Origin of the sequence: Xylophilus sp. ASV27, assembly GCF_016428875.1 — a bacterium.
Taxonomy (GTDB): domain Bacteria; phylum Pseudomonadota; class Gammaproteobacteria; order Burkholderiales; family Burkholderiaceae_C; genus Xylophilus.
Genome location: NZ_JAELTO010000076.1, coordinates 1 through 23,309, shown reverse-complemented (window position 1 = coordinate 23,309; position 23,309 = coordinate 1). Strand labels below are relative to the sequence as shown.

The 23,309-nt window shown below is 70.7% G+C and carries 19 protein-coding genes and 3 pseudogenes; 12 read left to right on the top strand and 10 right to left on the bottom strand.

Features of this window, described 5'->3' with window-relative positions; all coding sequences use genetic code 11:
* Both JHD63_RS15675 and xdhB read left to right on the top strand, forming a co-directional pair.
* Window positions 1–383: pseudogene (locus JHD63_RS15675) on the top strand (hypothetical protein); the annotation flags it as partial.
* Window positions 380–2,734, top strand: coding sequence for a xanthine dehydrogenase molybdopterin binding subunit (xdhB, locus tag JHD63_RS15670; RefSeq protein ID WP_198971740.1), 2,355 nt, complete (start codon window positions 380–382; stop codon window positions 2,732–2,734). The pseudogene JHD63_RS15675 and the gene xdhB, both read left to right, overlap by 4 nt.
* A gap of 22 nt (window positions 2,735–2,756) precedes the next feature.
* On the opposite strand, the gene JHD63_RS15665 is transcribed toward xdhB, so the two are convergent.
* Window positions 2,757–3,527: an IclR family transcriptional regulator gene (locus tag JHD63_RS15665; protein WP_198971739.1), complete on the bottom strand. Its 771-nt coding sequence runs from the start codon at window positions 3,525–3,527 to the stop codon at window positions 2,757–2,759.
* Window positions 3,528–3,643: 116 nt separating this feature from the next.
* On the opposite strand from JHD63_RS15665, the gene JHD63_RS15660 reads away from it, so the two are divergent.
* From JHD63_RS15660 to JHD63_RS15630, 7 genes are read left to right on the top strand one after another with little or no spacing between them, the layout of a single operon-like run.
* Complete coding sequence (locus tag JHD63_RS15660; protein WP_198971738.1) at window positions 3,644–4,870, top strand: CaiB/BaiF CoA transferase family protein; 1,227 nt, start codon at window positions 3,644–3,646, stop codon at window positions 4,868–4,870.
* Window positions 4,867–5,514 (top strand): cysteine dioxygenase family protein, encoded by a 648-nt coding sequence (locus tag JHD63_RS15655; RefSeq protein ID WP_233168237.1) that lies wholly within the window; start codon window positions 4,867–4,869, stop codon window positions 5,512–5,514. Before JHD63_RS15660 ends, JHD63_RS15655 begins: the two co-directional genes overlap by 4 nt.
* On the top strand, window positions 5,511–6,260 hold the full coding sequence (locus JHD63_RS15650) for an enoyl-CoA hydratase/isomerase family protein (protein ID WP_198971737.1): 750 nt from the start codon (window positions 5,511–5,513) through the stop codon (window positions 6,258–6,260). Before JHD63_RS15655 ends, JHD63_RS15650 begins: the two co-directional genes overlap by 4 nt.
* A gap of 58 nt (window positions 6,261–6,318) precedes the next feature.
* Window positions 6,319–7,314 (top strand): Bug family tripartite tricarboxylate transporter substrate binding protein, encoded by a 996-nt coding sequence (locus tag JHD63_RS15645; protein WP_198971736.1) that lies wholly within the window; start codon window positions 6,319–6,321, stop codon window positions 7,312–7,314.
* A 47-nt stretch (window positions 7,315–7,361) separates the two neighbouring features.
* Window positions 7,362–9,491 carry an acetate--CoA ligase family protein gene (locus tag JHD63_RS15640; RefSeq protein WP_198971735.1) on the top strand — a complete coding sequence of 710 codons (2,130 nt, stop codon included), beginning with the start codon at window positions 7,362–7,364 and terminating at the stop codon, window positions 9,489–9,491.
* 34 nt (window positions 9,492–9,525) lie between these two features.
* Window positions 9,526–10,263 carry an enoyl-CoA hydratase/isomerase family protein gene (locus JHD63_RS15635; protein WP_198971734.1) on the top strand — a complete coding sequence of 246 codons (738 nt, stop codon included), beginning with the start codon at window positions 9,526–9,528 and terminating at the stop codon, window positions 10,261–10,263.
* A 23-nt stretch (window positions 10,264–10,286) separates the two neighbouring features.
* Window positions 10,287–11,252 carry a tripartite tricarboxylate transporter substrate binding protein gene (locus JHD63_RS15630; protein WP_198971733.1) on the top strand — a complete coding sequence of 322 codons (966 nt, stop codon included), beginning with the start codon at window positions 10,287–10,289 and terminating at the stop codon, window positions 11,250–11,252.
* Between the two features lie 78 nt (window positions 11,253–11,330).
* On the opposite strand, the gene JHD63_RS15625 is transcribed toward JHD63_RS15630, so the two are convergent.
* Entirely contained in the window at window positions 11,331–12,221 is an 891-nt protein-coding gene (locus JHD63_RS15625) for a LysR substrate-binding domain-containing protein (protein WP_198971732.1), read from the bottom strand.
* A gap of 75 nt (window positions 12,222–12,296) precedes the next feature.
* Here JHD63_RS15625 and JHD63_RS15620 point away from each other — a divergent pair, with 75 nt between their 5' ends.
* Complete coding sequence (locus tag JHD63_RS15620) at window positions 12,297–13,445, top strand: MFS transporter (protein ID WP_370590537.1); 1,149 nt, start codon at window positions 12,297–12,299, stop codon at window positions 13,443–13,445.
* Between the two features lies 1 nt (window position 13,446).
* Here JHD63_RS15620 and JHD63_RS15615 read toward each other — a convergent pair whose 3' ends face one another.
* The 7 genes from JHD63_RS15615 to JHD63_RS15585 form a co-directional block, all read right to left on the bottom strand.
* Window positions 13,447–13,707: a VF530 family protein gene (locus tag JHD63_RS15615; protein ID WP_198971731.1), complete on the bottom strand. Its 261-nt coding sequence runs from the start codon at window positions 13,705–13,707 to the stop codon at window positions 13,447–13,449.
* Between the two features lie 82 nt (window positions 13,708–13,789).
* Window positions 13,790–14,758, bottom strand: coding sequence for a Bug family tripartite tricarboxylate transporter substrate binding protein (locus tag JHD63_RS15610; RefSeq protein WP_198971730.1), 969 nt, complete (start codon window positions 14,756–14,758; stop codon window positions 13,790–13,792).
* A complete protein-coding gene (locus JHD63_RS15605; protein ID WP_198971729.1) occupies window positions 14,740–16,869 on the bottom strand; it encodes an acetate--CoA ligase family protein in 2,130 nt (709 codons plus the stop codon). The genes JHD63_RS15610 and JHD63_RS15605 overlap by 19 nt, the downstream gene beginning before the upstream one ends.
* The gene (locus JHD63_RS15600; RefSeq protein WP_198971728.1) at window positions 16,869–17,666 is read right to left on the bottom strand and encodes a DUF169 domain-containing protein; all 798 of its coding nucleotides are present in this window, start codon (window positions 17,664–17,666) and stop codon (window positions 16,869–16,871) included. Before JHD63_RS15600 ends, JHD63_RS15605 begins: the two co-directional genes overlap by 1 nt.
* A complete protein-coding gene (locus JHD63_RS15595) occupies window positions 17,663–18,298 on the bottom strand; it encodes a UbiX family flavin prenyltransferase (RefSeq protein WP_198971727.1) in 636 nt (211 codons plus the stop codon). The genes JHD63_RS15600 and JHD63_RS15595 overlap by 4 nt, the downstream gene beginning before the upstream one ends.
* Entirely contained in the window at window positions 18,295–18,714 is a 420-nt protein-coding gene (locus JHD63_RS15590) for a hypothetical protein (protein ID WP_198971726.1), read from the bottom strand. Before JHD63_RS15590 ends, JHD63_RS15595 begins: the two co-directional genes overlap by 4 nt.
* 33 nt (window positions 18,715–18,747) lie before the next feature.
* Complete coding sequence (locus tag JHD63_RS15585; RefSeq protein ID WP_198971725.1) at window positions 18,748–20,220, bottom strand: UbiD family decarboxylase; 1,473 nt, start codon at window positions 20,218–20,220, stop codon at window positions 18,748–18,750.
* Window positions 20,221–20,315: 95 nt separating this feature from the next.
* On the opposite strand from JHD63_RS15585, the gene JHD63_RS15580 reads away from it, so the two are divergent.
* Complete coding sequence (locus JHD63_RS15580; RefSeq protein WP_255519296.1) at window positions 20,316–21,092, top strand: GntR family transcriptional regulator; 777 nt, start codon at window positions 20,316–20,318, stop codon at window positions 21,090–21,092.
* A 10-nt stretch (window positions 21,093–21,102) separates the two neighbouring features.
* On the opposite strand, the pseudogene JHD63_RS15575 reads toward JHD63_RS15580, so the two are convergent.
* Window positions 21,103–22,030, bottom strand: a pseudogene (locus tag JHD63_RS15575) (LysR family transcriptional regulator).
* Window positions 22,031–22,146: 116 nt separating this feature from the next.
* Here JHD63_RS15575 and mdlC point away from each other — a divergent pair.
* Window positions 22,147–23,162 (top strand): annotated as a pseudogene (gene mdlC, locus JHD63_RS15570) (benzoylformate decarboxylase); the annotation flags it as partial.
* Window positions 23,163–23,309: the final 147 nt, after the last annotated feature.

Here is a 23,309-nt window from a genome sequence, read left to right as displayed (position 1 = left end):
CCCCCCCCCCCCCCCCCCCCCCCCCCCCCCCCCCCCCCCCCCCCCCCCCCCCCCCCCCCCCCCCCCCCCCCCCCCCCCCCCCCCCCCCCCCCCCCCCCACCCCCCCCCCACCGACATCTACACTAGGTTCTCTTCGTCGGCAGCGTCAGATGTGTATAAGAGACAGGGCCGAGGCGGCGCTGGCCGGCCAGCCGTGGACGGCCGCCGCCGCGCAGGCCGCGGGCGAGGCGCTGCAGGCGGAGTTCCAGCCGATCTCCGACATGCGCGCATCGAGCGCCTACCGGCGCGCGCTGCTGGCCAGCCTGCTGCGGCGCTACTGGCTGGAGAGCCAGGGGCTGCAGCAGGTCAGTCTGGACACGCTGTCGATCACGGAGGCCGCATGAACGCCAAGGAATATTCGCCCGAGCTGAGCACCCTGCCCGGCACGCCCGAGGCCGCCGCGCACGCGGCCGGCCGCTCGCATCCGCACGAAAGCGCGCGCGCCCAGGTCGCCGGCGGCGCCACCTACGTCGACGACATCCCCGAGGTGCGCGGCACGCTGTATGCGGCGCCCATCCTCTCCAGCGTGGCGCATGGCCGGCTGCGCGGCGTGGACGCGGCCGCGGCGCTGGCCATGCCCGGCGTGCGCGACGTGCTGCTGGCCGATGACATTCCCGGCGACAGGCTGCTGGCGGCCTTCAGCCATGACGAGCCGGTGTTCGCCTTCGATACCGTGCAGCACATCGGCCAGGTCGTCGGCGTGGTGGTGGCCGAGACGGTGATGCAGGCGCGCCGCGCCGCGCGCAAGGTGGTGCTGGACATCGAGCCCCTGCCCGCCGTGCTGTCGCCGCGCCAGGCGCATGCCGCGCAGAGCTACGTGCTGCCGCCGGTGACGGTGCGGCGCGGCGACCCCGAGCGCGCCCTGCGGGACGCGCCGCACGTGCTCTCGGGCACGCTGGAAGTCGGCGGCCAGGAGCACTTCTACCTCGAAGGCCAGGTCGCCTACGCGCTGCCGCTGGAGCAGAACCAGTGGTGGATCCACTCCAGCACCCAGCACCCGGGCGAGGTGCAGCACTGGGTGGCGCATGCGCTGGGCATCGACAACCATGCGGTGCGGGTCGAATGCCGGCGCATGGGCGGCGGCTTCGGCGGCAAGGAAACCCAGGCCGGCCACCTGGCCGTGTGGGCCGCGCTGGCCGCGCGCAAGACCGGCTACCCGGTCAAGCTGCGGCTCGACCGCGACGACGACTTCATGGTCACCGGCAAGCGCCACCCGTTTGCCTACGACTGGCGGGTGGGCTTCGACGACAGCGGCCGCATCACCGCGCTGGACCTGACCATGCTGGCCAACTGCGGCTTCAGCGCCGACCTCTCGGGCCCGGTGGCCGACCGCGCCGTGTTCCACGCGGACAACGCCTACTTCCTGAGCGACGTGGTGATCCGCAGCTACCGCTGCAAGACCAACACCCAGAGCCACACCGCCTTCCGCGGCTTCGGCGGGCCGCAGGGCGTGATCGTGATCGAGGCCATCCTCGGCGACATCGCGCGCCACCTGGGGCACGACGCCTTCGACGTGCGCATGCGCAACCTCTACGGCATCACCGAGCGCAACGTCACCCACTACCAGATGCAGGTCGAGGACAACATCCTGCAGCCCCTGCTGTCCCGGCTGGAGCAGACCGCCCGGTACCGGCAGCGGCAGGCAGCGATCAAGGCCTGGAACGCGGCGCAGCCGGTGATGAAGCGCGGGTTGGCGATCACGCCGGTGAAGTTCGGCATCTCCTTCACCGCCACGCTGTTCAACCAAGCCGGCGCGCTGGTGCACGTCTACACCGACGGCAGCGTGCAGGTGAACCACGGCGGCACCGAAATGGGGCAGGGCCTGAACACCAAGGTGGCGCAGATCGTGGCCGACGAACTGGGCGTGCCCTTCCACCGCGTGCTGGTCACCGCCAGCGACACCGGCAAGGTGCCCAACGCCAGCGCCACCGCCGCCAGCAGCGGCACCGACCTGAACGGCCGCGCCGCGCAATTCGCCGCGCGCAACGTGCGCGACAACCTGGCGAGCTTCGTCTGCGGCCTGGACGGCTGCGGCGCCGGCGCCATCCGCTTCGAGGACGGGCGGGTCATCTCGCCCACGCGCACGCGCAGCTTCGACGAAGTCGTGGGCATGGCCTATGCCAACCGCATCCAACTGTGGAGCGACGGCTTCTACCGCACGCCCAAGATCCACTATGACAAGCACACCCTCACCGGCCGGCCCTTCTACTACTTCGCCTACGGCGCAGCCGCCACCGAGGTCGTCATCGACACCCTCACCGGCGAGAGCCGCGTGCTGAAGGTCGACATCCTCCACGACGTCGGCCGCAGCATCAACCCTGCCATCGACATCGGCCAGATCGAAGGCGGCTTCGTGCAGGGCATGGGCTGGCTCACCACCGAGCAACTGGTGTGGAACGACAAGGGCCTGCTCAGCACCCACGCGCCCAGCACCTACAAGATCCCCGCCACCGGCGACATCCCCGAGCATTTCAAGGTCGACCTCTGGCCCGAGCCCAACCGCGAAGACAACGTCTTCGGCAGCAAGGCCGTGGGCGAGCCGCCCTTCATGCTGGCCATCAGCGTGTACGAGGCGCTGCGCGACGCGGTGGCGGCGGCGCGCGGAGCGCACGACAAGGCCCAGCCCTTGCAGTTGGAAGCGCCGGCGACGGCGGAGAACGTTCTGCGGGCGCTGGGTCGGTTGCCGGCGCACTGAACCCGTCGCGCGCAGCGCGGTGTCACCGCCCGGACAGCGCTGCGTCCTGCATGCCGATCGCGGTGGACACCCGCCGCGCCGCCTCGATCACCAGTTGCGCCAGCGGCTTGATGCGCTGCGGCCGGAGCCGGGTGGCGGGGCCTGACAGCCCGATGGCGGAGACCACGCGCTGCGTGCCGTCACGGATCGGCGCGGCGATGCCCCAGACGCTGGCCCGCCACTCGCCGCGGTTGACCGCGTAGCCCTGGGTGCGCACGCGCTCGAACTCGCGCGCCAGCTCGGCGGCGTCCGTGATGGTGCTGGGGGTGTGCGCCTCGCGCAGGGGCGCCTCGGCATCGCGCTGCTGCAGGTGGCGCTCGCGCCAGGCCATCAGCACCTTGCCCGTGGCCACGCAGTAGGCCGGCGCCCGGCCGCCGATCTCGCTGTAGGCGCGTACCGGCTCGGGGCTGTCGAGCTTGTCGATGTAGACCACCTGCGTGCCGTCGAGCACCGACAGGTGCACCGTCTCGCGCGTCTCGTCCAGCAACCAGTGCATGGCCGGCGCCGCCGCGGCGCGCACGTCGAGCCGTGCGATCACGCGCGCGCCGATCTCCCAGACCTTGAGCGAAGGCCGGTACAGGCCGCGCCCGTCCTCGTTGACGACGTAGCCCAGCTCCACCAGCGCCTGCAGCGTGCGGTGGACATTGCTTTTGCCCATGTCCAGCAGCAGGGCCAGTTCGCTCACGCCCACCGGCGCGTCGCGGCCGGCCAGGGTCTCCAGCAGGCGCAGCCCGTGGGTGAGGGTGTTGTTCATGGCAGACCTCCTTGCGTGATGCCGGCATTCTAGAGTTGTTCCCAAATACAGAACACGTGTTTTTAAATCCGGAATGACTCTACGATTTGCCGCAACACCGCACCGGAGACAAACGCATGCACGAACGCACGCGACCGCAGCAGACCGAAGACGCACAGGCAGAGCGCCAGCCCCTGCCGCTGGAGGGCATCCGCGTGGTCGAGTTCTGCCACGTGGCCGCCGGCCCTTTCTGCGGCATGCTGCTGTCCGACTTCGGCGCGCAGGTGACCAAGGTCGAGCCGCCGGACGGCGACACCCTGCGCCAGTGGCCGCCGATCACAGAGGGCTTCTCGGAGAACTTCGCCTCGCTCAACCGTGGCAAGCGCTCCGTCGCGCTCGACCTGAAGCGGCCCGAGGACCTCGCCATGGCGCGCGCACTGGTGCTCGACGCCGACGTGCTGCTGGAGAACAACCGGGCCGGCGCCATGGACCGCCTGGGCCTCGGCTGGGAATGGTTCCGGCAGCGCAAGCCATCGCTGGTCTACTGCTCGGTCTCGGCCTACGGCCAGAGCGGGCCGCGGGCGCACGAGGGCGGGTTCGACCTGACCATGCAGGCCGCTGCCGGCGTGATGAGCGTGACCGGCCCTGCCGACGGCGAGCCGGCCAAGTGCGGCGTGCCGATCTCCGACTTCACGGCCGGCCTGTATGCCGCCTATGCCATCGCGGCCGCGCTGCTGCGCCTTCGCGCGGGCGGGGCGGCAGGGCGCGGCGGCCACATCGATGTGCCGATGTTCGCCACCACCCTGGCCGTCGGAGCGCTGCAGACCAGCGAGTACTTCGGCACCGGGCGCAATCCGCGGCGGCTCGGCTCGGCCCACCCACGCAATGCGCCGTACCAGAGCTTCCGCTGCGCCGATGGCTGGTTCGCCATCGCCGCCGGCAACGACAGGCTGTGGCGCTCGGTGTGTGCGGTGGCGGGCACGCAGGCGCTGCTGGAGGATGCGCGGTTTGGCTCGCCCTCTCTGCGCGCCACGCACCAGGACGCGTTGCGGGGGCTGCTGGAGCCCGTCTTCGCCAGCGCCGGCGCGGCCGAGTGGGTACAGCGTTTTGCCGCCGCGGGGGTGCCCTCGGCCCCGATCAACCAGTACGGCGATGCCCTCGCCGATGCGCAGACCGCACACCTGCAACTGGTCCAGCCCATGACGCTGCCCAATGGCGTGGCCACGCGCACCGTGGGATGTCCGGTGCGCTTCGACGGCGCGGCGTTGGGCGTCGATACGCGGCCGCCGGCGCTCGACGAGCACGGCGCCGGCCTGCGGCGGCACTGGGCCATGCAGACGGCCAGCCAGGACGCCTTGACATGACAAGCCGTCGCCCGAACCCGCCGGCCGACGCCATGGCGCCGCTGCGCGACTTCGTCATCGCCGCCACGGCGCTGGCCGGCCAGCCCATGGCAGAAGCCGCCCGCGTCGCGGCCTTGCGGCCCCTGCTGTCCCGGCTGATCGCCGATGACGGCTGGCTGCCCGCGTATTGCGCGCGGCCGCACCCCGACCACTACTGCCAGTACCTGCTGCACTGCGATCCGCTGGAGCGCTTCAGCGTGGTGAGCTTCGTCTGGGGCCCGGGCCAGTGCACGCCCGTGCACGACCATACCGTCTGGGGCCTGATCGGCATGCTGCGCGGCGCGGAAACGGGTCAGCGCTTCCGCCTGGACCCGGCGGCCGGCCTCGTCCCCGAGGGCCAGGCGCAGCGGCTGGACCCGGGCGACATCGAACTGGTGTCGCCGGCCACCGGCGACATCCACCAGGTGGCCAACGCCCATGCCGATCGCAGCTCCATCAGCATCCATGTCTACGGAGGCAACATCGGCGCGGTGGCCCGGCATGTGTTCGACCGGGCCACCGGCGCGGCACGGCCATTCGTGTCGGGCTATTCGGCGGCCAGCGTCCCCAACCTGTGGGACCGCTCGGCCGCAGTGCGCGGCACCCTGGCGGAGGGCCGCCCGTGATCGGCCTGCAGCGCGAGGATGGCGTGGCCGTGCTGACCCTGCAGCACGCCACACGGGGCAACGCCCTGGGACCGGAACTGGTGGAGGCCCTGATCACCGCGGTCGAGGACTGCATCGCCGACACGGCATTGCACACCCTGGTGCTGGGCGCCGAAGGGGCCGACTTCTGCACCGGCTTCGACCTGGGCGGCCTGCCCGCCACGGCGGACCTGGCGCCCGGCCCCGCGGCTGATGGCCCGCTGCTGTGGCGCCTTGTGCGCGTGGAGCATCTGCTGTCGCTGCTGTGGCATGCACCGCTGCGCACGGTGGCATTGGCGCAAGGGCGTGCCTTCGGCGCGGGAGCGGACCTGTTCGCCACCTGCGACCTGCGGCTGCTGGCGGCGGATGCGCAACTGCGCTTTCCTGGCGCGGCGTTCGGCATCGTGCTGGGCACCCGGCGGCTCGCGCAGCGCGTGGGCGAAGACCGGGCACTGGAATGGGTGTCCACCGGCGCGCTGCTCGACGCCGACGCCGCCCTGCGCGACGGCCTGGCCACCGGCCGCTCGCAGCCGGGAGCGTGGCGCGCCCATATGGCGCCGCTGTCGGTCGGCGTTGGCACCTACGCCGCGCTGCGCGCCGCCGCCCGGCCCGATGCCCGCGACGCCGACCTGGCAGCACTGGTGCGCTCCGCGGGCCGGCCCGGCCTGGCCGGCCGGCTGGCGCGCTACCGCGACGGCCTGCAGCGCCCGCCGCGCGCCTCGCCATAGACCGGCAGCCCGGCACACCAGGTTCCCGGATCGACATACCCACAAGAAGGAGACCGCCATGCTTCCGATCCCCCGTCCGCAGCGCCGGACACGCCGCACCGCGCTCCGCTTGATCGGCGCGGGCCTGCTGCCCCTGTTGTCCCTGCCGGCACCGGCGCAGGACGCCTGGCCCGCGCGGCCGATCCGCATGGTGGTGCCGTTCCCGCCGGGAGGTTCGTCGGACATCCTCGGCCGCATCGTCGCCGAGCACCTGGGGCGGGCACTGGGCGGCAGCGTTTTCGTGGACGACAAGCCCGGCGGCACCACGCAGATCGGCACCGAGTTCGTCGCCAACGCGCAGCCCGACGGCTACACGCTGCTGCTCGGCGCGGCCTCCAGCTTCACCGTGCTGCCCAACCTGCGCAAGCTCAGCTACAGCCTGGACAGCTTCGAGTCCATCGGGGGTGTGGCCGACTATGTCGCGGTCATGGCCGTGCGCAAGACGCTGCCGGTCAAGGACATGCGGCAGTTCATCGAGTACGCGCGCCACAACCCCGGCAAGCTGTCCTTCGGCTCGGCCGGCGAGGCATCGGCCGGCCATGTTTACGGCGGCACGCTGTCGCGCGACACCGGCATCCAGGTGCTGCACGTGCCCTTCCGTGGCTCGGCCGACGCCGTGAATGCGCTGGTGGCCGGCGACATCGACTTCGTGATCGACGGCGCGGCCACGCCCATGGTCAAGGCCGGCCGCATCGTGCCGCTCGCCACCTTCTACCGCCAGCGCCATCCGGAGCTGCCCGCCGTGCCGACGCTGAAGGAGGCCGGCTTCGACATCGCAACCACCAAGGGTGCCGGCTGGGGCGTGCTCGCGCCGCGCGGCACGCCGCGCGCGGTGGTGGCCAGGCTGTCCGACGCGCTGCGCAAGGTCGTGAACCACAGGACGGTGCAGGAGGAATTCCTGCGGGCCAACTCGATCGCCGCCTGGCAGAGCCCGGAAGAGTTCAGGCAGGGCATGCAGTCCGACCAGAAGATGTACGAGGAACTGCTGCCCGCCATCGGCGTGCGCAGGAACTGACGCTCGGCCTCCACGTCCTCCACCTCCCACCCATCCCGCCCACTGCCATGCCCACCTCTCCCGCCACGCCGGCCGCCGTCCAGCCCCTCCAGTCGGTCCGCCAGATCCTGCATCCCCGTTCGGTCGCCATCGTCGGCGCGTCGGAGAGCGAAGAAAAGTGGGGCGGCCGCCTGCTGCGCTACATGCTGCGGCACCGGCACGACGGCGCGCTCTACCCCATCAACGCCCGGGCCGACCGCCTGCTGGGCCTGCCGGCCTACGCCAGCCTGCAGGACTGCCCGGGGCCGGTGGACCTGGCCCTGCTGCTGGTGCCGCGCGAGCACGTGCGTAGCGCCATCGAGGATTGCGTGGCCAAGCAGATCGGTTGCGCGCTGTGCATCACCGCCGGCTTCGCCGAGACCGGGCCGGCCGGGCGCCAGGCCGAGCAGGAACTGGTGGCGCTTGCCCGCGCCGGCGGGGTGCGCCTGATCGGCCCGAACTGCATGGGCCTGATGAATGCCCACCACAACCTGGCCGCCACCACGGGCGTGGTGATGGGCTCCATCGACCGGCTGCCGGTCGGCGGCATCGGCCTGGCCAGCCAGAGCGGGGCGCTGATGGGCGCGATGCTGTCGCGCGGGGTGGACGTGGGCGCGGGCTTCTCCTCCACGGTGTCGGTGGGCAACCAGGCCGACCTGGACCTCAACGACTTCTTCGAGTACCTGATCGACGACCCGGCCACCGATGTCGCCTGCCTCTACATGGAGGCGGTCAAGGACGCGCCGCGTTTCGTTGCGCTGCTGGAGCGCGCGGCGGCCGTCGGCAAACCGGTATGCATCGCCAAGTCGGGGCGCAGCGAAGCCGGTGCACGCGCGGCCGCCTCCCACACCGCCAGCCTCGCCGGCGCGTGGCCCACCTTCGAGGCGACCTGCCGGCGCTGGGGCGTCTACCTGTTCGAGACCATCTACGACCTGCTGCACGGCGCCCAGGTGCTGCAACGCGGCAAGCGTGCCACCTCGCGCGGCGTGGCCGTGTTCTCCGGCTCGGGCGGCGGCGGCGCGCTGCTGGCCGATGCACTGGAGGCCGAAGGCCTGGAGCTGCCGCGGCTGGCGCCGCAGACCCGCGAGGCGCTCGCGCCCGTGCTGCCCGCCACGCACCGCGAACTGCCGCTGGACTTCGGCATGCTCAACCACGCCTGCCCGCCAGACCCGGAAGTGGCCGGCGGCTCGGTCGGCATCGCACTCGACCGCGCCATGGCGGACGAGGCAGTGGGCGCCGGCATCCTGCTGCTCACCACGCAGCCGCAGCAGGAGCGCGTAGTGGACGCGGCGCTGTCGGCCGGCACGCGCAGCGGCAAGCCCCTGCTGTTCGTGCAGGGTGCCGGCAACCACGGCGAGCCCGCCAGGCGCCTGCTGCGCGATGCCGGCGCCGGCTTCTTCGACAGCCCGCACGACGCGCTGAAAGTCGCCGCCGTGCTGGCCCTGCGCAGCGCCCCCGAGGCGCCGCCGCACCCGGGCCCGGCACCGGTGATGCCGGCCGGCCTGGCCGCGGGCTTCGTCACCGAGCCCGATGCGCGCCGGCTGGTCGAGGCCGCCGGCATTCCCACCACCCGCTGGCAGTTCGCCGCCACGGCCGAACAGGCGGTGGACGCGGCGCGGTCGCTGGGCGGTGCGGTGGCCATCAAGGCGGTCAGCGCGCGGATCGTGCACAAGAGCGACATCGGTGCGGTCAGGCTCGGGGTGCAGGGCGACGATGCGGTGCGGTCCGCCTGCGCGGCCATCGCCGCGGCGGCCCAGGCCGCCGGCGTGGCCGCCCTCGACGGCTACCTGGTCACGGAGATGTGGAAGGCCGATACCGAGCTGATACTGGGCATCCAGCACGATCCGGACTTCGGCGCAATGGTGATGGTAGGTGCCGGCGGCGTGCTGGTGGAGCTGCTGAAGGACGTGCAGCTGGCGCCTGCGCCGCTGTCGCATGCCACGGCGCGCCGCATGCTCGATGCGCTCAAGAGCCGGCCGCTGCTGGCCGGCTACCGTGGCCGGCCGCCGGCCGACCTGGATGCCATCGCCGATGCACTGGTGCGGCTGGGCGCGCTGGCGGCCGCGTGCGGCGGCCGGCTGCGCGAGCTCGACATCAACCCGCTCTTCATCGCCGGCGGCCGCATCGCGGCGGCCGACGCCCGCGCCACCCTGGCCTGACCCCTTTCCCACAAGACGAACGGAGACATCCCGCATGAGTGCCATCGCCTACGAATCCAAGGACGGCATCGCCCGCATCACCATCGACCGGGCCGACGCGCGCAACGCGATCAACAACGAGGTCGTGCAGGGCCTGCACGCGGCCTGGAAGCGCTTCGCCCGCGAGGACGACCGCGTCGCGGTGCTGGGCGCGGCCGGCGAGCAGGCCTTCTCGGCCGGGGCCGACCTGAAGGACCTGCCACGCGATGTCTGGCTGTCCATGCCCAATCTGTCGGTGCCCTGCGACAAGCCGATCATCTGCGCGGTCGGCGGCTTCGCGGTCGGCGCCGGTGCCACCATGGTGATGCTGGCCGACATGGCGGTGGCCGAGGAGCAGGCGCAGTTCATCTACCCCGAGGCCAAGATCGGCGCGTTCGCAGGCGTGATGGCCGGCTTCCCGCCGCGCATGCAGTACAAGGCCGGCCTCGAGTGGCTGATGACCGGCGACCCGATGACGGCCCAGCGCGCCTACGAGATCGGCCTGGTCAACCGCGTCGTACCCAAGGGCCGGGCGACGGCCGTGGCGCTGGAGACCGCCGCCAAGATCGCAGCCAATGCCCCGCTGGTGGTGCAGGCCATGAAATCCATCGCCCGCCACACCCTGCCCCGGTCACCGACCGAGCAGTACTATCCGCAGCGCGCCATGCTCGACGGCATCTCCGGCAGCGCCGACATCCAGGAAGGCGTGGCCTCGTTCCGCGAGAAGCGCGCACCCCGCTTCACCGGCCGGTAGCCCGCCACCGAGGAGCGCACGCCATGACCTCCCGACGCCTCTTCTGCATCGCTGCCGCGGCCAGTGCCGCCACGTCGGCCTGGGCGCAAGGTGCCGTGCCCGCGGGCTGGCCGGACAAGCCCCTGCACTTCGTCACGCCCTACCCGCCCGGCGGGCTGTCCGACCAGATCACGCGTTTTGTTGCCGACCGCATCTCCCGCTCGATCGGCAGGCCGGTAATCGTCGACAACAAGCCAGGCGCCGGCGCCACGCTGGGCACCGAGTTCGCGGCCCGGGCGGCACCCGACGGCTACAATTTCTTCGTCGCGCCCACAGCCACCGTGGTGGTGTCGCCATGGCTGCGCAAGGTCAGCTTCCGCCCGGAGGACTTCGCGCCCGTGGCCAAGCTGACCTCCAGCTACGGCCTGATCACGACGCGCAAGGACGCGCCCTTCAACACCTACCGGGAGTTCGTCGTCGCCGCACGCGCTGCGCCCGGAAAGTACACCTTCGCCTCGAACGGTGTCGGCAGCATCGTGCACCTGACCGGCGTCCTGCTGCAGAAGCAGGCCGGCATCGAGGTGGTGCACGTGCCCTACAAGGGATCGGTGGAGTCCATGACCGACCTCATGGGCGGGCGCATCGACCTGATGTACGACCCGGTGACCCTGCCGCGCGTCAAGGCCGGCGAGCTCAAGGGGCTGGCCACCACCAACCCCGAGCGCAACCCCGAACTGCCCGAAGTGCCGACGCTCAAGGAGCAGGGCTTCGACATGGACACGCGCAGCTGGTTCGGCATGTTCGCCCCGCGCGGCACCCCGCCGGCCATCGTGGCCCGCATGGCGGAGGAAGCCCGCAAGGCCATGTCCGGACCGGGCGTGCGCGAGCAGATGCTGCTCTCGTCGATGTACCCCGACTACGAGCCCCCCGCCGCCTTCGAGCAGCGGGTGCGCGCCGACAACGCGTTCTTCAGGGACATCATCCAGAGGGAAGACATCAAGGCCGACTGAGCACCCCGCCCTCCATGCAAAACTATCAAATAGATAGCACATAGCCCAGATACCACCTGGGCTACAGGCACTTTTTACTCAAAAACGCTCGCTACGGCGCACCCCTTCCAGCCATTCGGCGAACAGCAGCGCCTCGGCGCCCGCGCCCGGCGCCAGGCCGTAGTAGTAGCGCTGCAGGGGCATGCGCAGATGCGGCAGCGGCGACTCCAGGCGGCCCGATGCAAGGTCGTGCGCCACCAGCGAGGTCGGGCCCATGGCCAGGCCCAGCCCGTCGACGGCGGCCTGCAGCACCAGGTGCAGGTGGTCGAACTGCAGGCGCCCCGCGGGCCGCAGGCGCGGTACGCCCGCCTGCCTGCGCCAGTCGTCCCAGTCCTGCTTGCGGGTGCGGGCCGACAGTTGCACGTGGGCCGCCAGCGCGCGCGGCGTGTCCACCGGCAGGGAGCGCAGCAACGCCGGCGCGCCCACCACCTGCACCTCGTCCTCCAGGAACGGCCGCACCTGGATCGACGGGGGCCAGCCCTCCAGCCCGCGCCGGATGGCGACGTCGAAGCCGTCGAGCGCCCGGGCCGGCGCGGCGGTGCTGGTGATGACCTGCGGCTCGATGGCCGGGTACTGCTCGACGAAGGCCGGCAGGTGCGGGATCAGCCAGCGCACGGCAAAGGATGGCCGCACGTTGATGCGCACCGCGCGCACCGGCGCGCGCGCCATCACGGCCTGGGCGGCGGCGCCGATCTGATCGAGTGCGGCGCCGGCCTCGCCGAAGAACTGCTGGCCTTCGGCGGTGAGCGCCACCTGGCGGATGCGCCGCTCGAACAGGGCCACGCCCAGGTGCGCCTCCAGCGCCTTGATCTGGCGGCTGACCGCGCTGTGGGTCACGTGGAGCTCCGCCGCGGCGCGGGTGAAGCTCTGGTGCCGCGCGGCGGCGACGAAGGCGCGGACGGCGTTGAGCGGCGGCAGGCGACGTGACATGCGTGCGATTCTTGCACGCATGGGCGGCGGTAATGTCGCTTGTCGGCCGAGCCCCGCGCGCGCAGCATGCCGGCCATGTCTTCTGCCCCCACGCACCCGCAGGCCGACCGCGACTCGCGCCATGCCGCCCTCGCGCTCGGCGTGGCGCTGCCGACCGACACGGTGCTGTACCTGCTGCTGCCCATGTACGCCGACAGCTTTGGCGTGACCCTGGCGCAGGCCGGCATGCTGCTGGCGGCCAATCGGCTGGTGCGCATTGCAGGTTACGGCTGGGTGGCGCGCTTCTATGCCCGGCGCGGCGACCGGCCGACCTGCACGCTGGCCGTGCTGGCCAGCGTGGTCTGCGCGCTGGGTTACGCCACGCTGTCGGGCTTCTGGCTGCTGCTGCCGCTGCGCCTGCTGTGGGGCCTGTCGTTCGCGGCGCTCAACCTGGCGACCCAGGCGCTGGCCACGGCGGAGGCAGCGGGCGCGGCCCGGCGCTCGGGCCGCTCGCGCGCCTTCATCGCGATGGGGCCGGTGCTGGCGCTGCCGCTGGGCGCACTGCTGGCGCAGTGGGCCGGCCCCCGCGCGATCTTCGTGGTGCTGGCCGTGGTCGCGCTCGCCGGGCTGATGGTGGTGCGGCAGTTGCCCTTCAACCGCCACCCGGCCGTGGCCACCGCCAGGCGGCGCATGAAGCGGCCCAACAGCCTGGACGCCTGGTCCTTCATGGAGGGCTTCACGCTCGACGGCCTGTTCGTCATCGGGCTGTCCTTCCTCGGCAAGGACCTGCTGCCCGGCAGCGCGGTGGTGGTGGCCGGCGTGCTGCTGGCCCTGCGCTACCTGGCCGAGATCGTGCTGAGCCCGGTGGGCGGCCGCATGGCCGAGCGCTGGGGCGCCGAGCAACTGCTGGTGAGCCTGTCGCTGCTGACCTGCATCGCGCTGCTGGGCTTTGGCGCCGGCTGGCTGTGGAGCTGCGCCGCGGTCATCGTGGTGCTGCGCGCGCTGCAGTTGCCGCTGCTCGCACCCATCGTCGCGCACCGCCACCCGGGGCCGGAACGGGTGCAGGCGCTGGCGGCGCGCTCGGTCTGGCGCGACATCGGCGCGGGCACCGGGCCGCTGGCGGCCGGGCTGCTGCTGCCGGTGCTGCCGTCGGTCTGGATCTACGGCACTGCCGCGCTGCTGCTGGCGCTGGCCGCGCTGGCCTGCGGCCGCGATGCCGGCCGGCTGTCCGTGCAGCGCGGCTGATTCACGCGTCCCGCTGCGCGCGGCGGATGTCGCGCAGCATGAAGAGGTAGAGGCTCTCCACCTTCTCGCGCGCCCAGGGCGTCTTGCGCAGGAACCTGAGGCTGGAGCCGATGCTCGGGTCGTGCGTGAAGCAGCGCACCGGGATCAGGTGGCCCAGCTCCTCCCAGCCGTAGTGCTCGGCCAGTGCCGTGACGATCGTCTCCAGCGTCAGGCCGTGCAGGGGGTTGCGGGGCTGGCGGGGGGGCGGAACGGGGGGGTGCATGGGCGGGATTTTCGCCGGTGGGGCTGCAGGTCCGGTTTTTCCACGCGAACATGGCACTGCCTCACTGACGCTGGAGATTGAATCAGATCTTGGCGCCCGACAAGCGCACGACGTCGGCCCATCTTCGCAGTTCGGTTGAGAGGTAGCGAGCCGACTCATCGGGGTTGAGCGCCAGGGGCTCCATACCTATGCCCAGCAGGTGTTCACGCACCTTGGCATCGCGCAGGATCTCTACGACGGCGGCACTGACACGGCTGGTGATCTGCACGGGCGTGCCTGCCGGTGCAAGCACGCCATACCAGGCCTTGAGATCGAAGTCCGGCAGGCCTTGTCGGGCCAGGGGCTGCACCTCGGGCAGGGCCGGTGATGGCTCTGCTGCGGTCAGGCCCAGCGCGCGCAGCCGGCCTGAGCGGATATGCGCCAAGGCGGTGGGAATGTCAACGAACAACATCGTGACCTGTCCACCGAGCAGGTCCTGCATGGCCTGGGCACTGCCTTTGTAGGGCACATGCAACAGATCCACCTTGGCCAGGGCCTTGAACAGTTCACCTGACAGATGCTGCGAGGTACCTGCGCCGGCGGAACCGAAGGTCAGCTTTCCGGGCTGGGCACGAGCCATGGAGATCAGCTCCAGCACCGAATGCGCAGGGACCGAGGAATTCACGACCAACACGTTCTTCTGCACCACGGCGACGGAGACGGTCGCGAAGTCCTTCACGGGATCGAACGGCAAGGCGGCACCATAGAGGCTGGGGTTGATGCCATGCGTCGCGCTCGACCCCATGACCAGCGTGTAGCCATCGGCCGGGCTTTTGGCTACGTACTCTGCTCCGATATTGCCGCCTGCGCCGGTGCGGTTCTCCACAAGGAAAGGCTGTCCAAGCAGCGGGGTGAGTTGCTGCGCCAACAGCCGTGCCAGTTGGTCCAGCGCACCGCCTGCGGCGAAGGGGTTGATGATGCGCACGGGCCGGGCAGGATAGACCTGGGCCTGCGTGGCGAGAGGCAGGGCCGTACAGGCGGTGAGAGCCTGAATCAGCGTGCGGCGTTGCATGGATGTCTCCTCTGTAGGGGTTCGGCGGTGTTGCTGCGCACCACCAGCGCATCGACCGCATGGACGCCGTGGCCGGCCTCCAGCACGATCAGGGGATTGATCTCGACCTCGGAAATCTCGGCCCGGTGTGTGTGCGCGAAGCGCGACAGCGCCACCAGCGCGTCAGCCAGTGCCTCAACGTCCGCTGCGGGCTTGCCGCGAAAGCCGTGCAGCAGCGCCCCCGCGCGCGTTTTCCCGATCAATGCCAGCGCTCCGGCCCGATCCACCGGACAGCGGCGGAACGCAACGTCGCCCAGCAACTCGACACCGATGCCGCCCAGGCCGAAGGCCAGCATGGGGCCGAGTTGCGGATCATTGCGCACGCCCGCCATCGTCTCGATGCCGCCCGAGACCATGCATTCGAGCGAGAAGCCGGAGAGCGCCGGATGCCGCTTGCGCATGGATCGCGCGGCGTCGCCCACCGCCTCGGGCGTGGGCAGGCCGAGCGCCACCAGTCCGGCCTCGGTCTTGTGCGCCACGCCCGGCACCAACCCCTTGAGCACGAGCGGCGCAGGCATGGCCTGGGCACAGCGCTCGGCAGCCTCGGGCGTGTCCACCACTTCGCTGGGCAGCACGGGCAGACCATACGCGCGCAGCAGCGCGCGAGCTTCGTTCTCGGGCATGGGCAAGGGCACGGCGTGTGCTGCCGCCGGGCGCGGCGCCTGCTCTGCGCGCGGTGCCCCGTGAAGCGCGGCAGACAGCAGCACCGAAGCAGCGCGCATGCTGCGCGCCACCGGTATGCCGGCTACGCGCGCGGGCGCAAAACCCGACTCCTGCGCATGGCCGGAAAGCGCCACGACCACCGAGGGCTTGCCGCTGCCGGCCAGTTGCGCCACGGCGTCCTGCAGCAGCGCCTGCGAGCGTGCATCGCGCGGCGCCCCCACGCCGACCCAGCACGCGGCATCCACGCCCGGGTCGGCGCAGGCGAGTTGCAACGCACGGCCTGCGATGGCGGGATCGGAAAACACCGTGCTGCCCACATCCAACGGGTTGCCCGCGCGCAACAGCGCGGGTGCCAGCGCTTCGCAGGCAGCCGCCGTGGCAGGCGCGGGCATGGGCAGCTCCAGCGCATGCTCGGTCAGGTCATCAGCCAGCACCGAGGCCGCGCCTCCCGACAGCGAACACACCAGCACGCCACGTCCGCGCGCGCCGCTCCATCGCGAGAGCATGGCCGCACAGGGCAGCAGGTCTTCGGGCTCGCGCACGCGCAGTACGCCAAGCCCTTCGCAAAAGGCATCGAACAGCTCGTCCGAGCCCGCGATCGCCCCGGTGTGCGAGGCCACGGCCTGGCGCCCGGCGTCGGAGCGGCCGGCCTTGAACACTGCGATGCGCTTGCCCGCGTCGCGCGCCTGCAGCGCCAGCGCCTCGAAGCCGCCGCCGACGCTCAGTCCTTCGACCATCAGCGCCAGGGCCTGGATGTCGTCACGCTCGAGCATATGGGCTGCGGCCTCCTCAAGCGCGATGTCCAGGCCATTGCCCACATGGACGAAGGCCTCCACGCCGAAGCCGGCATCTTCCGCGTTGAGCAGCATGCCGCCGAGCATGGCGCCGCTCTGGCACACTATGCCGACGGGCCAGCGATAACGGAACGCGATGTGCTCGAACGAGCTGTTGTAGGCCATGCACAGCCCCGCAGCCGCGTTGCCCAGGCCGATGCAGTTGGGGCCGAGCAAGCGGGTGCGGCCCTGGCGCAGCAACGCGGCAAGCGCCTGGGAACGGTCCATCCCCTCGGGGCCCGATTCGCCCCAGCCTGCGCTGCAGACCATGACAGCGCCCGCGCCGGCCGCCACGCAGTCGGCCACCGCGTCCAGGCTGGCGGTGGCATCGAGCGCCACCACCGCAAGGTCCACAGGCCGGCCGATCGCGGAAATCGAGGAGTGGCAGGCCAGCCCGTGCAGGCTGGCGTGCTTGGGGTTGACGGCGAACAATTCGCCGGAGAAACCCAGCCGTCGGCAGTGGCGCAGGCCGCGCGTTGCGGGGGCCTGGTCCCTTTCGGACAGACCGATGAAGGCAATGGAGCGCGGCGCGAACAGCGGCCGCAGCGAGGCGGCGGGCAGTGGCATCTGCTGCATCACAGCTTCCCGGCGTAGCTGACCTGGAACGCCGTCGTCGGGTCGCACTGCACACCATAGGGCGCGATGGGGTAGCGGATGCCGTGGCTTGCAAGCCAGTCCAGCCCCATGGCGATTTCCTGAAGGTGCGAGAGCTGCAGAGCGATCAGCAGTTCGTCATCCTGCACACCTCCGAAGCGCCGCTCGGCGAAGCACGGTAGAGACAGGCTGGGCTCGCGCGTGGCGAGCCCAGCACCCCAACTGTCGGCGCAGGCAGACTCGCCGGTGGTGCCGAACTGGTAGCGCACATAGCTGCGGTGCTGCAAGGCGTTGATGAGCAACATCATCTGCCCCGGCGTGGCGTAGACGAGCACGGTGTCGGGCGCATCGAGGCGATTGCTCGCCAGTGGCGAGATGGCAACACCGACGTACTTGCCATGCGGCACGCGCGGCATCTGGGACTGGTGATCCCGCGATGCCTCGATGGTGGCGAACCACACGCCGTGGAACATGCTGCCGTCGAGGTATTTCGCACCCGGAGCGTTCAGGCCCATAACGCCGCCGCAGTTGCTGTCGGCCGGCACGTTCTCATGCGTGGCACCCAATGTCCAGCCCAGCCAGCGGGCCTGGCCGATGAGCTGACACATCGAGAACCGCGTGTCGGCGGCAGGCCAGCGGATGCCTCGGATCTGGCGCATGGCGTCCACGGTCTCGAACAACTGCAGGGCCAGCGGCGTGCTGCGCAGGCGCAGGTGCTTCTGGATCTGGTCGACCAGCGCCTGGTGGTCGGTGGCAATGGCTGGGAGCGGAGCGCTCATGCGGTGATTCCAGTAGAGTGAGTGGCGGAGCGTGCCGCGAGCAGGCGGCGGCTGGTTTCACGCCAGCGCGGTGCGGCTTCGCATTCCACGTCGATCAGGTCAAGGCAGCGCATCACGCTGTGATCCACGATGTCGGCCACGCTCTGTGGCCGGTTGTAGAACGCCGGCACGGGCGGGAACACGATGGCCCCGGCCTGCGTCACGCGCAGCATGCTTTCGATGTGGCCAGCGTGCAGCGGCGTCTCGCGCAGCATCAGTACCACGCGGCGGCGCTCCTTGAGGGCCACGTCGGCCGCGCGCGCAATCAGTTCGCCCGTGTTGCCCCAGGCCAGGTTGGACATGGTCTTGATCGAACACGGCGCGACGACCATCGCATGCACGCGGAACGAGCCAGAGGAGATCGCTGCCCCGATGTCGGTGCTCGAGTGGACGACATCAGCCAGGGCCTCGGCCTCCTCCAGGGACACGGAGGTTTCGAGTTGCAGCGTCTGGCGCGCGGACCTGCTGATGATCAGGTGCTTCTCCACGCCGGGCACCAAGCGCAGCATTTCCAGCAGGCGAATGCCGTAGGCGCTACCGCTGGCCCCTGTAATGCCCACGACAATGCGCCGGCAGGCAGGCTGCGCGCTCATTCCACGCACACCTTGAAGCACACCTGACCCCAACTGCCATTGCAGAAGCCTCCGTCCTGGCAACTGAAGGTGTTGAACCACATGCCGTTGGGATCGAGCCCCTCAGCAATGCGGTCGTGCGCCATGGCCGCGTGAATGGTCATCGGGGCCACGGCATAGATGCAGACGTTGCACGACTTGACCACGCCGGCGCCGCTGACTTCGATGGTGTCACCCACCTTGAAGCCCGCGGCGCAGCCGTGGCTGGACATCACAGTGGCGACGATGGTGCGGCGGTTGGCCGCGGGAATGGCCTCGGCCGCCTTGCGCCGGCGATCATCGGCGCGGAACTCGGCCATCTCCTCGTCGGTATAGCCCAGGTGCGCCTGGAATTTGGCCCAGTTGAAGGACTTGTCGGGGCTCTGTATATCGCTCATGGCAGACCTTTCATTGATGCAGAGGAGATATGTTCAGTAGCCGCGTGCGAGCAGCGACTTGAGATAGTCGGGCTGGCGCGCACGCAGTCGCAGCGCTGCTTCAGCGCCAAGCCATTGCTTCAGGTCCACGGCTTCGAAATGCCCCCGCTGGTAGCGGTCGGCGCGCTGGAATGGCGCCGTGGCGTCGATGTAGACCTTGCGCCCGGTTCCGGCCGCATCCCCCTCTGACAGCATGCCGCTGACCTTGGCGCGCGGCGTGAGCATGAGGCCGTCGCGCATGTCGGCGCGCGTGATCGCCGCCCACAGCACGTCATCGGAGTTGGTCAAGTCGATATCGTGGTCCACCGCGATCACCCAGCCCAGGTCCGAATGCGCCGACAGCGCGCCGAAGGCGAGGTTGTTCTGCAATCCCTCGTCGCGAAAGCTCTTGCGCCGGATGCGGATCACCACGCCAAGGCAGCCGCGCATGGCCTGCAGCACGTGACAGGTGTCGAACAAGCGCGGGCTGATGCGACGGCAGGCGTCATACACCGACGCCTCGGCCGGCAGCGCCATCAGGTTGGTGGTCTCCGCGTTGATGGCCAGCGGGAACCAGTACACAGGGTCGGGGCGGTGTGTGATGGCAGTGACCTTGAACTCCCACACCTTCCACGCGCGGCCCATGTAGCCGCCCGCCTCGGGCATCATGCCCTTCTCGCCATCCTTGCCCGAATCCTCCTCGGATACGAGCCGGTCCGTGTCGAAGTAGCCCTCCAGCACGTATTCGGCCTCGGACAGCGCCCAGGCGCCCTCCAGGCTGCGGCAGCGCACCACACCCACGCTCTGGCGCTGCAGTGCGCCGGCCATGCCCAGTTCGTCATAGCCCAAAGGGGTGAGCGTCTGCTGCGTGCTGCCCGAACAGGCCAGCAGCGCCGCGGGGCCGGCGCCGATGTTTACGCTAATCGGAACGCGCCGCTCGCCCCTGGCTCGCAGCTTGCGCGCGATCTCCAGCAAATGGCGGCCGGCCTGAATGGTGATGCAGGTGCGGTCCGCGCCAAGCACGCGCATCCGGTGGTACGAGCCGTTGAACACGCCGGTGTCCGGATCGCGCACCAGAGCAAGTCCGCCAGTGATCACGCAGCCCGCGTCCTGCGCGGTCTGCTGCGCAAGGGGCAGGGTCTTGAACAGGTCGATGCCACTCGTGATCACATGCTGCTGGCTCGCAGCCTCGGCCACCTCGCACGGCGGCACCGGGTTCAGCGCCGCGTCGGCCAGCATACGCGGGAGGTCATGGGGCTCAACGCCGCACCAGCGCGCAATGCGCCGACGGTCGCTGAACAGGTTGGTGACAATGCGCTGGCCTGCCTGCCCGCGCAGCTGGTCGAACAGCACTACGGGGCCCGCGTCGGTTGCACGCGCCAGCGCCGCGACCTCGAGGTAGGGGTCGGCTTCGCGCTCGATGCGCAGCAAGTCCTGGTGTACCCGTGCCTCCTCAACGGCAGCCGAGACGCTGATGATGCCTTGCATTGATGCCTCCATTTGTATGCATTTAATTTAATTGTCCGGACTATAAAACTATCAATGGAGATGTCAAGCACAAGCCATGCGTTAAGCTGCCCGCCATGAAAAGAACCGTAAGCGCGCAGCCTCCCGAAGGAGAAGCAGGAGAGAGTTCCCACGGTCGCGTACCCGCCTATCAAGTAATCGTTCGCGAGTTGCGGAGCGAGATCCAGGAAGGCCACTGGGCGGTGGGCGCTCGCCTGCCGACGGAGGCCGAACTGTGCGCGCGCTTTCAGGTGAGCCGCTTCACGGTGCGCGCAGCGCTGGCGCAACTCGAGGCGGACGGCGTGGTATCGCGCCGCGCGCGCATAGGAACGGTGGTCACCGCGGCATCGCGCCAGACCGGCTATACGGTGTCGGTGGGACGCCTGTCGGAACTGCTGGCCTTTCTCGACTCCACGCTGGTAAGGGTGCTGCGGCGCGAAGAGGTGCTTGCCTCGCCCGAGCAGGCGCGGGAGCTGGGCTGTGCGGTCGGCGAACGCTGGCTGCGCATCCAGGCGGCTCGGACGCCGGAGCACAGCACTGTGCCCATCTCATGGACCGAGTACTATCTGCGACCACGCTTCAAAGCCGTGTTGCCGCGCATCGGCCGCAAGCCCGGGCCGGTGTATGCGCTGCTGGCCGAGCGCTTCGGTGTCAGCTTCGACGACATCGAGCAGGAAATCGGGGCCGCAGAACTGCCGCAGGACATTGCCGAGGTGCTGGACGCTCAGCCCCTCATGCCCGCGTTGCGCGTGGTGCACCGCTTCGTCTCGCGCACCGAGGGCTCGCTGTACTGCACCGTGAGCCTCTATCCGGCAGACCGCTTCCGCTACGCGCAGAAGCTGCGCAGCACCTGACTCAGTCGTCTTAAGAAGAGACCCCCTGGAGCATTCGACTGCCGGGCTCACTCTCCCGCGGCTCCCTGAACAACTCCACCATCACCCGCGCAGCCAGGCATTGCCGGAGTCGGATTCGAAGCGCCGGCTCCAGTGCAGGCCCACGAAGAAGTCGCGCAGCGGGAACTCGGGCTCGACGATGGCGTAGCCGCCCTCCCCCGCGAAGTTGCGCGCGATGTTGCGCGGCATGACCACGGTCAGGTCGGTGGCGCGCACGATGGAGAGCAGCAACATGAAGTGTTACGGCACCAGGCGCAGCCGGTCTTCCAGGCGCAGCAGTTGCAGGATGCGCAGCGTGTCGGCGTGGCAGCGCACGGCCACGAAGTCCAGCGTGTGCAGGTCGGCCATCAGGGACTCGGCGCTGCGGCGCCTGCGCGCGAACGGGTGGCCCTGGCGCAGCAGCACGATGTAGCGCGCTGCGTGTCGCGCACCTCCGGCAGGTAGCCCACGGCCAGGTCGATGCGGCCGCTGTCGAGCGCGGCGGCGATCTCGGCAACCGGCGGCGGCGCGGTCTCCAGGCGCACCTGCTGCGCGCGCTGCCGCAGCCCGGCCCTCAACTCCGGCAGGAAGCGCCCTTCGACGATGTCGCTCATGTGCAAGCGGAAGCTGCGCCGCGACAGCAGCGGGTCGAATTGGCCGGTCTCGCCTATCGTCTGCTCCAGCGCCGCCAGCGCGCGGCGCACCACGCCGGCCATGCGCTGCGCGCGCTGCGTGGGCGCGACGCCGCCGGCCGCGCGCACGAACAGCGGATCGTGCAGCAGCCCGCGCAGCCGCGACAGGCCCTGGCTGGCCGCGGGCTGCGTGAGGTTCAGCGCCTCGGCCGCGCGGCTGACGTTGCCGGTGCGCTGCACCGTGTCGAACAGGCGCAGCAGATTGAGGTCGATCTCGTTGATATGCATGAGATTGATATTGGATAGTGGGCTCATTTTGTTGATGGATGCTGCGGCGCCTTGCACACTGGCCCCACGTCTGCTTCGGCACGCCGGTGTTTTCCTTCTGTTTCCCGCATTGCCTCATGTCCCATCCCGGCGCCCTGCCCCCTTCCTCCCTCGCTGCCGCCGCGTCCACCACGGTGCGCGAAGCCGTGCTCGGCCTGCTGCGTGCCTTCGGCATGCGCACCGTCTTCGGCAACCCGGGCTCGACCGAGCCGCCGCTGTTCCTCGATTTCCCGGAGGACTTCCGCTACGTGCTGGGCCTGCAGGAATCGGTGGTGGTGGGCATGGCCGACGGCTATGCGCAGGCCGAGCGCAATGCGGCCTTCGTCAACCTGCATTCGGCCGCGGGCGTGGGCCACGCCATGGGCAACATCTTCACGGCCTTCAGGAACCGCACGCCGATGGTGATCACCGCGGGCCAGCAGGCACGCTCGATCCCGCCGTTCGACCCGTTCCTGTCCTAGGGCCAGGCGGCCGAGCTGCCCAAGCCCTACGTCAAGTGGAGCATCGAGCCGGCGCGCGCCGAAGACGTGCCGCTGGCCATCGCGCGCGCCTACTACATGGCCATGCAGCGGCCGCAGGGGCCGGTGCTGGTCTCGATCCCGGCCGACGACTGGAGCCGGCGCTGCGAGCCGGTGGCGCCGCGCACCGTGAGCACCGGCCCGAGCCTGCCGTGCTGGCGCAGATCGGCGCGGCGCTGGATGCGGCGCGGCGCCCGGCCTTCGTCGTGGGCGCGGCGGTGGACCGCAATGGCGCCTGGGAGGCGGTGCGCGCGCTGGCCGAGCGGCACCGCGCCGCCGTCTTCGTCGCGCCCATGTCAGGCCGCTGAGGCTTTGCCGAAGACCACCCGCAGTTCGCCGGCTTCCTGCCCGCCATGCGCGAGAAGATCGTCGGCCTGCTCGCCGGCCACGACCTGGTGTTTGCGCTGGGCGCGCCGGCCTTCACCTACCACGTCGAAGGTTTCGGCCCGCACCTGCCCGAAGGCGCCCCGCTGGTGTAGTTGACCGACGATCCGCAGACCGCCGCCTGGGCGCCGGTCGGCACCTCGGCCGTCGGCAGCATCCGCCTGGGCGTGCAAGACCTGCTGGCGCGGCCCTGTCTCTTATACACATCTAAACGGGGGGGGGGGGGGGGGGGGGGGGGGGGGGGGGGGGGGGGGGGGGGGGGGGGGGGGGGGGGGGGGGGGGGGGGGGGGGGGGGGGGGGGGGGGGGGGGGGGGGGGGGGGGGGGGGGGGGGGGGGGG